15 protein-coding genes are annotated in these 13,906 nt (G+C 67.2%); 5 read left to right on the plus strand and 10 right to left on the minus strand.

From position 1 onward, the window contains the following. Positions 1 to 17: 17 nt before the first annotated feature. Positions 18 to 533 carry a hypothetical protein gene (locus EV580_RS34035; protein WP_183506658.1) on the minus strand — a complete coding sequence of 172 codons (516 nt, stop codon included), beginning with the start codon at positions 531 to 533 and terminating at the stop codon, positions 18 to 20. Between the two features lie 65 nt (positions 534 to 598). Here EV580_RS34035 and EV580_RS01865 point away from each other — a divergent pair, with 65 nt between their 5' ends. Continuing rightward, a complete protein-coding gene (locus tag EV580_RS01865; protein ID WP_133689461.1) occupies positions 599 to 919 on the plus strand; it encodes a hypothetical protein in 321 nt (106 codons plus the stop codon). Here the strand turns inward: EV580_RS01865 and EV580_RS01870 are convergent. The 4 genes from EV580_RS01870 to EV580_RS01885 all read right to left on the minus strand — a co-directional run bounded on the left by EV580_RS01870 (position 916) and on the right by EV580_RS01885 (position 6,359). Next, entirely contained in the window at positions 916 to 3,813 is a 2,898-nt protein-coding gene (locus EV580_RS01870) for an MMPL/RND family transporter (RefSeq protein WP_133689462.1), read from the minus strand. The genes EV580_RS01865 and EV580_RS01870 overlap by 4 nt on opposite strands. After that, positions 3,810 to 4,238 (minus strand): MmpS family transport accessory protein, encoded by a 429-nt coding sequence (locus tag EV580_RS01875; RefSeq protein WP_133690974.1) that lies wholly within the window; start codon positions 4,236 to 4,238, stop codon positions 3,810 to 3,812. Before EV580_RS01875 ends, EV580_RS01870 begins: the two co-directional genes overlap by 4 nt. Before the next feature lie 277 nt (positions 4,239 to 4,515). Further along, positions 4,516 to 5,847 (minus strand): condensation domain-containing protein, encoded by a 1,332-nt coding sequence (locus EV580_RS01880; protein ID WP_286171415.1) that lies wholly within the window; start codon positions 5,845 to 5,847, stop codon positions 4,516 to 4,518. A gap of 14 nt (positions 5,848 to 5,861) precedes the next feature. Further along, positions 5,862 to 6,359 carry a winged helix-turn-helix transcriptional regulator gene (locus EV580_RS01885; protein WP_133689464.1) on the minus strand — a complete coding sequence of 166 codons (498 nt, stop codon included), beginning with the start codon at positions 6,357 to 6,359 and terminating at the stop codon, positions 5,862 to 5,864. A 94-nt stretch (positions 6,360 to 6,453) separates the two neighbouring features. Here EV580_RS01885 and EV580_RS01890 point away from each other — a divergent pair, with 94 nt between their 5' ends. Both EV580_RS01890 and EV580_RS01895 read left to right on the plus strand, forming a co-directional pair. After that, the gene (locus tag EV580_RS01890; RefSeq protein ID WP_133689465.1) at positions 6,454 to 7,638 is read left to right on the plus strand and encodes a thiolase family protein; all 1,185 of its coding nucleotides are present in this window, start codon (positions 6,454 to 6,456) and stop codon (positions 7,636 to 7,638) included. Position 7,639: 1 nt separating this feature from the next. After that, positions 7,640 to 8,125, plus strand: a complete 486-nt coding sequence (locus EV580_RS01895; protein WP_133689466.1) for a DUF302 domain-containing protein — start codon at positions 7,640 to 7,642, stop codon at positions 8,123 to 8,125. A 13-nt stretch (positions 8,126 to 8,138) separates the two neighbouring features. Here the strand turns inward: EV580_RS01895 and EV580_RS01900 are convergent, their stop codons facing one another. Beyond that, on the minus strand, positions 8,139 to 8,561 hold the full coding sequence (locus tag EV580_RS01900) for a pyridoxamine 5'-phosphate oxidase family protein (RefSeq protein ID WP_133689467.1): 423 nt from the start codon (positions 8,559 to 8,561) through the stop codon (positions 8,139 to 8,141). Between the two features lie 128 nt (positions 8,562 to 8,689). Here EV580_RS01900 and EV580_RS01905 point away from each other — a divergent pair, with 128 nt between their 5' ends. Continuing rightward, positions 8,690 to 9,058 carry a hypothetical protein gene (locus EV580_RS01905; RefSeq protein ID WP_133689468.1) on the plus strand — a complete coding sequence of 123 codons (369 nt, stop codon included), beginning with the start codon at positions 8,690 to 8,692 and terminating at the stop codon, positions 9,056 to 9,058. Positions 9,059 to 9,077: 19 nt separating this feature from the next. Here EV580_RS01905 and EV580_RS01910 read toward each other — a convergent pair whose 3' ends face one another. From EV580_RS01910 to aspS, 3 genes are read right to left on the minus strand one after another with little or no spacing between them, the layout of a single operon-like run. Beyond that, positions 9,078 to 9,509: a nitroreductase family deazaflavin-dependent oxidoreductase gene (locus EV580_RS01910; RefSeq protein ID WP_133689469.1), complete on the minus strand. Its 432-nt coding sequence runs from the start codon at positions 9,507 to 9,509 to the stop codon at positions 9,078 to 9,080. 9 nt (positions 9,510 to 9,518) lie between these two features. Beyond that, positions 9,519 to 9,908: a PaaI family thioesterase gene (locus EV580_RS01915; RefSeq protein ID WP_370629578.1), complete on the minus strand. Its 390-nt coding sequence runs from the start codon at positions 9,906 to 9,908 to the stop codon at positions 9,519 to 9,521. Between the two features lie 41 nt (positions 9,909 to 9,949). Beyond that, complete coding sequence (gene aspS / locus EV580_RS01920; protein WP_133689470.1) at positions 9,950 to 11,737, minus strand: aspartate--tRNA ligase; 1,788 nt, start codon at positions 11,735 to 11,737, stop codon at positions 9,950 to 9,952. Between the two features lie 124 nt (positions 11,738 to 11,861). On the opposite strand from aspS, the gene EV580_RS01925 reads away from it, so the two are divergent. Continuing rightward, entirely contained in the window at positions 11,862 to 12,350 is a 489-nt protein-coding gene (locus tag EV580_RS01925) for an SRPBCC family protein (protein WP_133690976.1), read from the plus strand. A gap of 3 nt (positions 12,351 to 12,353) precedes the next feature. Here EV580_RS01925 and EV580_RS01930 read toward each other — a convergent pair whose 3' ends face one another. Beyond that, the gene (locus EV580_RS01930) at positions 12,354 to 13,871 is read right to left on the minus strand and encodes a carboxylesterase/lipase family protein (RefSeq protein ID WP_133689471.1); all 1,518 of its coding nucleotides are present in this window, start codon (positions 13,869 to 13,871) and stop codon (positions 12,354 to 12,356) included. Between the last annotated feature and the right edge of the window lie 35 nt (positions 13,872 to 13,906).

Here is a 13,906-nt window from a genome sequence, read left to right on the forward strand (position 1 = left end):
GATCAGCGGTCGATCCGCTAACTACGCCTTCCACCGTTGGGCAGCAAGGTGGAGTTGGCGCGTGACGGGCGAATCGGAAAAGCGGGCTGCTCGGCGGGGGCAGACGACGAGGTGGGGGTGGGCGGCACCGTCGCGTCGGGTGTCAGCGTGGCCTCAGGCTCCTCGGCCGGGATCGCCGTTTGGGTGGGGACCGCCGTCTGCGTGGCGGTCGGAACGCGCGTCTGAATCGGTATCTGAGTGGGCCGCACCGTCGGGGTGGGCGGCGGTGGTGGCGGTGGCGGTGGACTCGGGGGCGGCACCGTCTGCGGCTCGGGAGGGACAGAAACCGGCGTCGCGATGAGCGGCGGGGCGGGCGGCGGCACCACCCAGGGCGCCGCCGGAGTCGAAGGCGCCGGCGAGACATACGCGTCGTCGGGAGGGCTCGGCTGGTAGCGCATCGTGGCGATCGCCAGACCCGCGACCACGAGGCTGAGGACCGTCATCACGATCCCGCGAAGTGACACATGTTCTTTCAACGTCGCGAAGTCGGTCATCGACCCCGACATTAGTCGCTTGTGGGTGGCCGGGTTGAGCCGACACGAGTGCGACAATCGTCGGTGTGGATCAGCCCAAGCCGCGCTGGATACCCGCCCCGCTCTGGCCCTGGCTGACCAAGCGCTGGGTCAAGGCACTTCTCGTCGTCGCGGTGTTCGCGCTCATCGGCGTGATCCTGATGCTGACCACGGATCGCAAGGACGCCGCGTTCTGGAACGGCTACGCCGACGGGCAGCGTTGGGTCGACGCGGGCGGCTACAAGGCCCACGAGGAGTCGATCACGACGTACTGCGCCGGCGCATCCGCCAACCGGACTCCCAGCTACCAGCGCGGCTGCGTCGACGGCGCGCACAACGCCATGGACGGCATGAAAAGGCCTGGCTAGGACTGGGATTCGACCCGGATCGGCTCGGTGTTCTCCGCCGCCGGCCTGGGCCACGGGCTCGGCACCGGGCGCGGGCGCACCCGCTGCGGCCACCAGAACCAGCGACCCATCAGCGCCGCGATCGACGGCGTCATGAACGACCGGATCACCAGGGTGTCCACCAACAGACCCATACCGATGGTCGTACCCACCTGCGCCAGGATCGTCAGCTCGCTGAACGCCATGGCCGCCATCGTCACCGCGAACACGAGGCCCGCCGACGTGACCACCGAGCCACTGCCGCCCATCGCGCGGATGATGCCGGTCTTCAGGCCGGCCGGTATCTCCTCTTTGAGGCGGGCGACCAGCAGCAGGTTGTAGTCCGACCCGACCGCCAGCAGGATGATGACGGCCATGATCAGCACCATCCAGTGCAACGGCCGACCGATCAGGTCCTGCCAGATCAGCACCGACAGACCGAACGACGTGCCCAGCGACAGCACGACCGTGCCCACGATCACCGCGGACGCCACCACGGCACGGGTGATGATCAGCATGATGACGAAGATCAGACACAGCGCCGCGACGCCCGCGATCAGGATGTCGTAGTCGGCACTGTCCTGCATGTCCTTGAAGCTGGCCGCGGTGCCGGCGAGGTAGATCTTGGAACCCTCCAGCGGGGTGCCCTTGATCGCCTCGAACGCCGCGTTCTTGATCGGATCGACGTGGGTGAGGCCTTCCGGCGACATCGGATCACCCTCGTGAGAGATGATGAACCGCACCGCTTTTCCGTCCGGCGAGATGAACATCTTCATACCGCGCTTGAAGTCCGGATTGTCGAACGCCTCCGGTGGCAAATAGAACGAGTCGTCGTTCTTGGCCTCGTCGAATGCCTTGCCCATCGCGGATTGGTTGTCCTGCATGGCCGCGATCTGGTCCTGCTGGCCGGACTGCGTGCTCTGCAGGGTCAGCTGCATGGTCCGCATCGACCGCATCGTGTCGATCATCGGCGGCATCAGCATGCGCATCTGAGCCGTCAACAGGTCCAGCTTGTGCAGGTCGGGCACCAGGGTCTGGAAATCGTCGGTCATCGTGTCGATGCCGTCGAGGGTGTCGAACACCGACCGGATCGACCAGCACATCGGGATGTCGAAGCAGTGCGGTTCCCAGTACAGGTAATTGCGGATCGGCCGGAAGAAGTCGTCGAAATCGGCGATGTGGTTGCGCAGGTTCTGGATGTCGGCCAGCGTCACATCCATTTTGCCGACCATGCTGTGCGTGACGGCGTTGAGGTCGCCCATCAGGTTGTACATCTGCGTCATCGTGTTGATGGAGACGTTCATGTCGTCGCCCATCTTGAGCATGTCGCGCATCCGGTCCTGCATGTAGGACTGGTTGAGCGTCTGCGTGGTGCCCTGCATACCCAGCAGGAACGGGATCGAGCTGTGCTCGATCGGGCTGCCCAGCGGCCGGGTGATCGTCTGCACCCGTCCGATGCCCGGGGTGTGGAAGATGGCCTTGGCCACCCGGTCGATGACCAGGAAGTCGGCGGAGTTACGCAGGTCGTGATCGCTCTGCAGCATCAGCAATTCGGGGCTGAGCCGCGCTTCCGGGAAGTGGCGCTCGGCGGCCGCGAAACCCTCGCTCGCCGGGATGTCCGGCGGCAGGTAATGCCGGTCGTTGTAGTCGGTGTGGTAGCCGGGCAGCGCGAGCAGCCCGATCAGGCACACGAAGGTCGTCGCGACCAGAATCGGTCCCGGCCAGCGCACGACAGCGGTGCCGATGCGCCGCCAAAAGCGTTCGCGCGAGGCTCGTTTGGGCTCCAGCCGGCCGAAGCGGCTGGCAACGGTGACGACGGCGGGGCCGAGCGTCATCGCGGCGGCGACCACCACCACCATGCCGACGAACAGCGGGATGCCCATCGAGTTGAACATCGGACTTCGGGTGAAGTGCAGGCAGAACAGTGCGCCGGCGATCGTCATGCCCGACCCGACGATCACATGGCCGGTGCCGTGATACATCTCGTAGTACGCCGCCTCGGTGGTGGCGCCCTTACTTCGGGCCTCCTGATAGCGGCCGAACAGGAAGATCACATAGTCGGTGCCGGCCGCGATCGCCACCATCGTCAGCAGGTTGACCGCGAACGTCGACAAACCGATCAGGTGGTGATAGCCCAGGAAGGCCACCACGCCGCGGGCGGCCGCCAGCTCGAGGAACACCATGAACAGCGCGAGCAGCACGGTCGCGATCGAGCGGTAGACGAACAGCAGCATGACCGTGATGACGCCGAACGTCAGCAGGGTGATGATCTGCAGGCTCCGGTCGCCCGCGATGTGGGTGTCGTTGATCAGCGCGGCGGATCCGGTGACGTAGGTCTTGACCCCGGGCGGCGTTGGCACGCTCTCGACGATCTTCTTGACGGCCTCGACCGACTCGTTGGCGATGCCCTCACCCATGTTGCCGACCAGGTAGGCCTGCACGTATGCGGCTTTGCCGTCGGCACTCTGCGAGCCGGCCGCGGTCAGCGGGTCGCTCCAGAAGTCCTGGATGTGCTCGACGTGCGCTTTGTCGGCATCGAGCTTCTTGATGATCTCGTCGTAGTACTTGTGCGCAGCGTCGCCGAGGGGCTGATCGCTTTCCAGCACGATCATCACCGAGGTGTTCGACTTGAACTCCTGGAATGTCGCACCGATCGTGCTCATCGCGATCGACGACGGCGCATCCATCGCCGACATCGGCACCGACTGCTGCTGGCCGACGACCTCGACCTGCGGCACCACGATGTTGGTGAAAATGGTCAGCGCCAGCCAGCCCAGGATCAGTGGCACCGACAGCCAACGGACCCACTGCGCGATATGCGGGCGCTTGCCGTGCTCGTCGACCTGAGGCTTGTCGTCTTTGTTCAGCGTGATCATGCGGACTTGACCAGGCAGAAGGTCTGGGCGTTCACCCCGGTGTTGGTCTTCTCGTCCTTGAGTTCGCCGTTGACCGTGATCCGGCAGCCGATGGTGTCGGTGTCGCCCTGGGCGACGATGTTGGCCGAGGCTGCCGGCGCGGTGGTCGTCAAGGTGAGGGACCACGGAAGGGTGACGTCCCGCACGATCTGCGGCTGGGCGTCCAGGTCGAGATAGTTGATGGTCGCGACGGCTCCCGGGGGGCCGTAGATCTCGTACACGACGGTCTTCGGGTTGAACGGCTTGGTGTCGTTGGCCAGGCCACTGCCCGGGCGGGTGGTCTCGGTCTTGCCGAACACGCCATGCAGACGGAACACGCCGAACGCCGCGATCGCGACCACGAGGAGGATCACGATCGGCAGCCACACCTTGCGCAGCAGCTTCATCGGTCCGCCGCGCCGTTTGGTGCGCTGACCTGCGGGCTGAGCCTGCTGCTGGTCCGGGCCGGTCTGGCCGTCGTCAGCCGAAGCGCCCGAGGAGGTGTAGGTCTGGCTTTCCAGCGTCACGACCGGTCCCCCTTCTGGCCTTGCAGTTCAGCCTGTCGATTCACCGCGGCTGCATTTAGCACCGCTACATAGTAGGACTAACGGATCTCGTCAGCATAACCCGTGTGATGAGCCTCATGGGTCACAAAAATTTCCGGGGGCCATCACAGCGCGCCGGTCACTCGATCGTCGCGGTGAGCCCGAAACCATCGAGCACTCGGGCGAACGTGGCCTTCAGCTGGTCTCTACTGTTCGGTCCGCCGGGCTGCCACGCCGACAACGACAGCGAGACTTTTCCGTTGACCTGCCCGGACGCCAGAAACAGCGTTCCGCCGAGCCGGTCGAGAATATCGGCGGTGGTTCGGGACTCGATCTGCCGCAGGACGAGGTATTCGGCGTCGGTGCCGTCGGGCCGGTTCACCGCGGCGGGCAGCTTTCCGAGGTTGGAACAGCCGACCGGGGCGCCCGCGCCCAGGGCCATCCCCTCCAGACGGCGGGCCAGACCGGGCGGTACCAGCGGCGCCAGCGCCACCGGCCCCAACAGCTCGAAGCGTGCCTCGGACAGTGCCGTCAGATTTCGCTTCAGCTCGGCGCGCACATCGCTCAGGCTGGTCGTGACGTCGGCGGGATTGATCATCAGCGTCATACCGGTGAGCGCGTTGGCCCGGGTATCACCTTCGGTGCGTTCACTGACCGGGAACTGCAGCCGCACCAGACCGTCGTCGTCGACCCTGCCGAAGACCTGCCCCAGCTTCGCCCCGATTCCGGCGAACAGCGAATTGCTGGTTCCGCCAAGACTTTCCATCCGGCTCTGCCACTGCGCCTCGTCGATATAAGCCGCCACCGCGGGCACCGTGACCAGAGCCGCGCCGTCGAGCTTGGTGGGCGCGGGACCCGATCGCCCTACCGACGAGGCGAAATCCTTGGCGTTGTTGCGCGCCAGCTTGACCGCCGCGACCACCGCCGTGCCGATCTCGGGAATCTCGCGCAGGAACGCTGCCGCGTCCTGGCGCAGTGCCTGCCCGCGGGTGCGCGCGCCCGGTGGCGGGTAGCCCAGCTCCCACGTCTCGCCGCTGGCCGCCTGATTGACCGCCTGGGTGAGCGCCAGCCCGTCGCACACCGTGTGCGAGGCGATCAGCGTGATCGCGGCCCCGCCCTCGGTCAGCGGCAGCACCGCGACCCGCCACGACGGCCCGGCCTCCGGGTCGATCGGGATGCGTAGCTGCTCGTCGAGCCAGGCCATCACCTCGCCGCGCGGGCGTGCGGTGGCGGCGAGATCGATGTCCGCGGGGCCGCGCCAGGTGACCCAGCGGTCCCGCGCGAACGGCAGCGGCGATCGCTCGACGCGGCGCCCCAGCAGGCCGTGGCCCAGGTTGCGGTGGAATCGCCGCACGGCGTCGAGGTCGATCGGATGCTCGTAGATCCAGGCGTATTGAGCGAGCGGCCCACGACCGAGTGCCCGCAATCCGAGGAAAGAACCCTGATCGATGTACGCCAGCGTGGAGTCCACAACCGGCACTTTACCTATCTTCCCGGCGCAGCCGTGGGACCGCCCTTTCGCCTGATTTCCACACCCAGCTCCTCGGGCGGCACCAGATGACCTTCGGTGCAACGGATTTCGACGGTCGCGTCAGATCCGCATTTGAGGTGCGTCAGGCGCAGCCGGGTGTCGTTGCTCAGGTGCCGACGGCCCCATTCGAACATCGACCACACCACTGGCATCAGCTCGGTCCCGGCCTCGGTCAGCACGTACTCGTCGCGCACGCGCTGTCCCGGCTCGCGATAGGGCTGCCTGGTCAGCAGGCCGGCCTCGACCAGCTCGGCCAATCGCGCCGCGGTCGCGGCCTTGGTGATGCCGACCCGGCGGGCGAAATCGTCGAAGCGGGTGGTGCCGTAGTACGCCTCACGCAGGATCAGCATCGCCGACTTGGTACCGATGACCGCCATGGTCTTCTCGATCGGGCATTTGCCGACCGCCGACCAGGAGTCGCGATCGGCCAGGGGGCCCTGCAGCACTGTCACGGACGTCACTTTCTTTCTGAGTTGTTTTCACTATACCTAGGTGTTATAGCTGAGTATAGAAAGCAATACTCAGTAACGAGTTCAGGAGGACACCATGGCCGGTTACGCAGGACGTGACGCCGTCATCGTCGGAGCGGTCCGCACGCCGATCGGCAAGGGCAAGCCCGGCGGCGGTCTGCATTCGGTGCTGCCCGCCGATCTGCTGGCGCACAGCCTGTCGGAGCTGGTGGCGCGCACCGGTGTCGACCCCGCCGAGGTCGACGACGTCATCGCCGGCGCGGTATCGCAGGTCGGCGACCAGGCGGTCAACATCGCCCGCAACGCGCTTCTGGGCGCGGGCTTCCCCGAGTCGGTTCCCGGGACGACGGTCGATCGCCAGTGCGGCTCCAGCCAGCAGGCGATCTCGTTCGCCGCGCAGGGCGTCATCGCCGGCGCCTACGACGTGGTGATCGCCGGCGGCGTCGAGTCCATGAGCCGGGTCCCGATGGGCTCCTCGGTGCTGCCGGGCAGCGATCCGTTCGGCACCCGGTTCGCCGAGCGCTACTCCGAGGGTCTGGTGCCGCAGGGCATCAGTGCCGAGCTGATCGCCGCCCGCTGGGGGCTGTCGCGCAGCCAGCTCGACGAGTTCTCCGCAGGCAGCCACGAGAAGGCGGCGCAGGCCACCAAGGACGGGCTGTTCGACAACGAGCTGGCGCCCATCGCAGGGCTGCAGTACGACGAGATCATCCGTCCCGGCACCACGGTCGAGACGCTGGCCGGTCTGCGGCCCGCGTTCTACAACGAGGCCTACGCGGCGCGCTTCCCGCAGATCCAGTGGGAGATCACGCCGGGCAACTCCTCACCGCTGTCCGATGGCAGCGCCGCGGTGCTGATCACCACCTCCGAGGTGGCGCGCAAGCACGGTTGGAAACCGTTGGCGCGCATCCACACCACGACCGTCGTGGGCTCCGATCCGCTGTACATGCTGACCGGTGTGATCCCGGCGACCGAAAAGGTGCTGACGCGCGCGGGGCTGACGCTGGCCGACATCGACCTGTTCGAGGTCAACGAAGCGTTCGCGCCGGTGGTGCTTTCCTGGGCCGCCGACACCGGGGCTGACCTTTCGAAGACCAACGTCAACGGCGGCGCCATCGCGATCGGTCACCCACTGGGCGCCAGTGGAGCCCGGATCATGACCACGCTCGTGAACGCGTTAGAGCAGCGTGGCGGGCGCTACGGCCTGCAGACGATGTGTGAGGGCGGCGGCATGGCCAACGCCACAATCATCGAGCGGCTCTGACATGGCCACCGAGACCCGGTTCGACGGGGTGCGGGTGCGCTACGACAGCACCAAGAGTTACGACGAGGTCCTGGCCGCGCTGCTCGCCGACATCGGCGAGCAGCCGGTGCCGATCAACGACATCTCCGCGGCGGGCGGCGACTGGCAGACCTATCAGGAGAAGGTCGAAAAGTTTGTCGGCCCAAGCGGATTCATGTTATTCGGGCTGTTCGACCACGGCGCCTGGATCACGAAGGCCGGCATCGAGCGGCAGGTCTTGCGGGTGGTGCTCGGCAATCCGCTGATCGCGATCACCATGATCCGGCACGACGTGACCGCCGGCCTGTTCGCCCCGGTCGAGCTGTTGCTGCTCGACGAGGGCGACGGCAGCAGCATCACCTACGTCAAGCCGTCGTCGCTGATGGTCGTGGAGACCAATCCCGAGTTGCTCAGCGCCGCTGAGGCACTCGACGCCAAGCTGGCGGCACTGGCGGCCAAGGTCACCTAGCCGGTTCGGCGCGTCACATCGCGTATCGGCGAACAGTTTCCGGTTCGATGACCACACGTAGCCACTCTTCGTCGCGCATCTGAGCGAGGTCCGCAGCCCGGACGGGATCGTCGAGATCCCAGTAGCGGCCGGCGAGGCGCTCAACGAGTGCCCAGGCTCCGTCGGAGACCAGAGTGGTCGGGCCTGCCACCGACAACCAGCGTTCGCGCTCTCCGACGGGCGCGGCGACCACCAGGGATGCGCGCGAATCGCGGCGCAGCTGACGAACCTTGGGGGTGTCCACACCCGTGAACAGCTGGACGTGACCGGTGGTGGTCGCCTCGAACCACACCGGTCGCGGCTGTGGCGGCAATGCGCCGGCGGCGGTCGAGAAGAATCCATAGAGCGGACGGGCGAGAAACGAAAGGTCTTGTGCGCTCAACGTTTCGATGGTCATCAGCACCACGCTACCGTCGACCCGGCGCCGTCTTCGGCGCGGTTTCCGGCGCGCAGTGCGCGAAACCGCGCCGAAACCCGCCCTGCAGGGCAATACTTCTGCCGATGCAACTGAATCGAATGTCACTCGTGGGACTGGCAGCCCTCACGGTGATCGCGGCAGGCTGCTCCAGCAACGACTCGTCCTCGGAATCGACGTCGAGTGCGACCACAACCACGAGTGCGGCTGCCACGTCGTCGATGGCCGCCGGGGCGTTGGACGACTCGACCTGCCTGGATATCGGATTCGCCAAGGACAATCTGATGGTCGCAACCAGTGCAGACAAGGCGCGAACCAACGCCGACACGCTCGAGAAGTACAGCCCGCCCGACCCGGTGAAAGCCGCGATCGAGCACTTCGTCACCACCGTCGGCGCGCAGCCCAACGACGCCGACCTGGACGCCAATCGGAATGCGATCACCGATTGGCTCAAGCAGATCTGCCCGAACCTGAAGTAATTCGCGCCGAAATCGCTAGCTAGACCCGGGACAGCTCGAACAGCGGGATGATCCGGCTGGTCTTCTCCTGGTACTCGCCGAACCCGGGGGCTTCCGCCACAACCTTGGGGTAGGCCTCGTCGCGTTCCTCGCGCGAGAACTCGCGGGCGACCACGTCGTAGGCATCCGTGCCGATCTCGATGTGCGCCGACGGGTTGGCCCGCAGGTTGTGCACCCAGTCGGGATTGGTGTCGGCACCGGCCTTCGAGCCGATGATGATCAGCTTGCCGTCGACCTGGAAGTAGGCCAGCGGCGCCAGGCGCGGCTGGCCGGACTTCGCCCCGGTGGTGTGCAGCAGCAACAGCGGGCGGCCCTCGAAGGGCCCGCCGACGACCCCGGCGTTGGACCGGAACTCCTCGACGATGCTCTTGTTGAAGTCGTTCATGTACGCGGCGTCAGGGGTATCGCTCATGGAACCAGCTTAGGGAAGCACGGCCTGCGTCTGCGTCACCTGCGCGACCCTCTTGCCGCGGTCATCGGTGAGATCGGTCTGCACGACGATGGTGGTCCGCCCGACGTGCAGCGGCACGCACGTCGCGCCGACCACCCCGGATCGGACACCGCGAAAGAAGTTGGTCTTCGATTCGATGGTCGACGTGCCGGCGCCCGGCGGCAGGTTGAGGAACGCGCACACCGCACCGACGGTGTCCGCGAACGCCATCAACGCACCCCCGTGTAGCAGCCCACCCGACGTGCACCGCTCCGGCGCCCAGGCCATCGACCCCGTCACCCGGTCTGGTGCGGCGTCGTCGATTGTGATGCCGAGCGTGGCCGCCAGCGGCATCATCGCCGTGAAATCAGGTGTGCTCACACCGATCAGCGTGACGGATGACCTCGCCGCGCGTCGACTACCTAGGAGGTAATCGCCGGTTTCTTGGCCTCGGGTTTGACATCGATTCCGGATTCCTTGCGCTGCTGGGCCGTGATCGGCGCCGGCGCATCGGTCAGCGGGTCGATCCCGCCACCCGACTTCGGGAACGCGATCACCTCGCGGATCGAGTCCACCCCGGCCAGCAGCGCGACGATGCGATCCCAGCCGAAGGCGATGCCGCCGTGCGGCGGGGCGCCAAAGGTGAAGGCGTCCAACAGGAATCCGAACTTGTCCTGGGCCTCGGCATGGTCGATGCCCATCATGGCGAACACCCGCTCCTGCACGTCGCGCCGGTGGATACGGATCGAGCCGCCGCCGATCTCGTTGCCGTTGCAGACGATGTCGTAGGCGTTGGCCAGCGACGAACCCGGATCGGTGTCGAAGGTGGCCTCCGACGCCGGCTGCGGTGAGGTGAACGCGTGGTGCACCGCGGTCCAGGCGCCCGAGCCGACGGCCACGTCACCGGAGGCGGTGGCGTCGTCGGCCGGTTCGAACAGCGGCCAGTCGACCACCCAGGTGAACGCCCAGGCCGCCGGGTCGATGAGGTCCAGCCGCTTGGCGATCTCGATCCGCGTCGCGCCGAGCAGAGCGCGGGCGCCCTTCGGGGTACCGGCCGCGAAGAACACGCAGTCCCCCGGCTTGGCGCCGACATGGGCAGCCAAGCCGGCACGCTCGGCGTCGGACAGGTTCTTGGCGACCGGGCCGCTCAGTTCGCCGTCCTCGCCGATGAGCACGTACGCCAGGCCCTTGTGCCCGCGCTGCTTGGCGAATTCCTGCCAGCCATCCAGCGTCCGGCGTGGCTGCGACGCTCCGCCCGCCATCACGACAGCGCCGACATATGGCGCCTGGAATACCCGGAACGGGGTGTCGGAGAAGTACTCGGTGCACTCGACGAGTTCGACGGCGAAGCGCAGATCCGGTTTGTCCGAACCGAACCGCCGCATCGCGTCGGCATACGTGATCCGCGGGATGGGGGTCGGCAGCTCGTAGCCGATCGTGGACCACACCGCCCGCAGCACTTCCTCGGAAACGGCGATCACGTCGTCGGCGCTGACGAAGCTCATCTCCATGTCCAGCTGGGTGAACTCCGGCTGGCGGTCGGCGCGGAAATCCTCGTCGCGGTAGCAGCGCGCGATCTGGTAGTAGCGCTCCATACCCGCGACCATCAGCAGCTGCTTGAACAACTGCGGGCTCTGCGGCAGCGCGTAGAACGACCCCGGCTGCAGCCGTGCGGGCACCAGGAAGTCGCGCGCACCCTCCGGAGTCGAGCGCGTCAGCGTCGGCGTTTCGATCTCGACGAAGTCGTGTTCGGCCAGCACCGAGCGCGCGGCCGCATTGACCTTGGAGCGCAACCGGATTGCCTCACCGGGTCCGCCCGGCCGACGCAGGTCGAGGTAGCGATATTTGAGCCGGGCTTCCTCGCCGGCCTGCTCGTCGAGCTGGAACGGCAGCGGGGCGCTCTCCCCCAGCACCGTCAGCGATGTCGCGTTGACTTCGATCTCGCCGGTGGGGATCTCGGCGTTGGCGTTGCCCTCGGGACGGATTCCGACCTCGCCGGTGACGGTGACGCAGAACTCCGCGCGCAGCCGGTGCGCCTGGGCCAGTACGTCGGCGTCGTGGAACACCACCTGCGCAACGCCGGATGAATCACGCAGATCGATGAAGATGACGCCGCCGTGGTCGCGCCGGGTGGACACCCAGCCGGCCAGGGTGACCGTCTGTCCGGCGTCGGAGGCCCGCAACGAACCGGCGGCGTGACTGCGCAGCACTGGAAACTCCCTGAGAATCGGAAAACGGAGGTGATGAATCGAGGGATCAGTCTATGAGGTGGACCCGACCGGACATGTGCCGCCTCGATGTATGGTCTCCACGGAGGTAGCCCCGATGACCACGATGTATCCCTGCGAGCGCGTCGACCTGAGCTGGATCAAGACCGCGCCGTTCCGGTTCTCCAACAGTGTGGACCTGGCCGTCACGCCCGAGCAGCTCTTCGACGTCCTCGCCGACGCCGGCTCCTGGCCGCAGTGGGCGAAGGTCATCACCAAGGTCACCTGGACCAGTCCCAAGCCCTATGGGGTCGGCACCACCCGCACTGTCGACATGCTCGGCGGGCTGGTCGGCGACGAGGAGTTCCTGGCCTGGGAACCGTTCAGCTACATGGCATTTCGGTTCAACACCTGCTCGAACAAGGTGGTGGCGGCATTCGCCGAGGAGTACACGGTGGTGCCGACGCCGGGCGGCTGCCGGCTGACCTGGACGCTGGCGCAGAAAGCCAACGGGCCCGCCCGATGGGGACTGGTGCTCGGCGGGCCGGTGATGAACCTGTCGTTCAAGTGGTTCCTGGCCAATCTGCGCCGCTACACCGACAAGCACTGCACCTAGCAGCTAGTACAGCCCCGCCCAGGCTTCCCGGCGCGTTGCGTCGGGGTCGTCGATCGAGACGTCCCGGGCCGACCGGATGACGCGGGTGCGTCGACGCACGGTGTCGTAGTGCGGCCAGTCGTCCAGTGCGCCGTCGGTGGCGAAGGTCAGCCAGGTGCGCTGCATCCGGCGGCCCACCGCCGGCTGCACGCGCCGGCCCAGCGGATGCAACTTGCGACCCAGATACGAGCCGTAGCTGTGCTGGATGTGCACGATCTCGCTGCCGTGGGTGGCGCCCAGGCCCAGCATCCGCAGGGTCCAGGTGGTGTGGTCGAAGCGGTAGACGTGGGTGGTCGCGTTGGCACTGTAGGCGTCGGCGAATGCCCACGTCGGCGCGCCGAACATCACGTCGGAGCCCACCGCGATCTGCGACCGCCGCCGCGGAAAGTCGGGGTACGCGCCGAGCACCCGGTCCCGGGCCTCGGGTGCCACCCGGTCGAAGTAGGCGTCGATGCTGTCCAGCGTGGTCGGCAGCATGGGCGGCTTGGACCAGGCGAACATCGACGCCTCGTGGCTGTTCGTGCCGACGATCAGCGGCACGGGGTTGACCTCACCGGCCCGCGCCGCGTCGATCGGGTGCCGCGGCAGCAGGTCGACGCCGTAGGTGAGCCCGTAGGCCAGCGTCGGGCTGGTGGCGACGCTGCGGCGCTGGATCTCCCCCGCCGCGCGGCGCAGCACCCGCTGCGGCAGCACCGGAAAGGCCGCGGGATCGGCGCCGACGACGTCGACGAATTCGTGTGCTCGGCGGGCCCGGGTGGCGCGGTCGGCGATGAGTGGCAGTGCCGGGCTCTGGGCGATCGCGCGGGCGAACAGTCCCTTGCCCGCCGGGCTGGCCAGCAGCGCCAGCACCGAGGTGGCCCCGGCCGATTCGCCGAAGATGGTGACGCGCTGGGGATCTCCGCCGAATGCGGCGATGTTGTCCTGCACCCAGCGCAGCGCGGCGATCTGGTCACGCAGGCACAGGTTGTCGGCGAAGCCGGCCCCGAGATCGCCGAGTTCGAATCCGCCGAACACTCCCAGGCGGTAGGTCACGTTGACGACGACGACATTGCCGTTGGCGGCCAACCGAGAGCCGTTGTAGAGCTGCAGCTGTCCGGCCCCGTAGACGAACGCACCGCCGGGAATCCAGACCATCACCGGCAGTGGGGTCGTCGTTGTCTCCGGCGGGCAGGAGCGCAGCGACTCGGGATCAGGGCTGGGCGCCCACACCGTCAGCGTCAGGCAGGCTTCGTCGCGGATCTTCGGGTCGTCGCGACCGCCGCCGACGAACGACCGGCCCTGCGGGGGCATCGGCCCGTACTCGACGGCATCGCGCACACCCGGCCACGGCCGCGGTGGGATGGGCGCCAGGAACCGGCGCTCGCCGACGGGTTGTTCGGCGTAGGGAATGCCGCGCCAGACCCGCACGCCGTGCTCGGTGGCGCCGCGCACGGCGCCACCGGAGGTGTCAACCACGGTCGACGGATCGGCGACGACGGTCACGGCTGAATCGTAGTGTGGCAAAGTGAACGCGGCGG

Origin of the sequence: Mycobacterium sp. BK086, from assembly GCA_004362315.1 — a bacterium.
Classification (GTDB): domain Bacteria; phylum Actinomycetota; class Actinomycetes; order Mycobacteriales; family Mycobacteriaceae; genus Mycobacterium.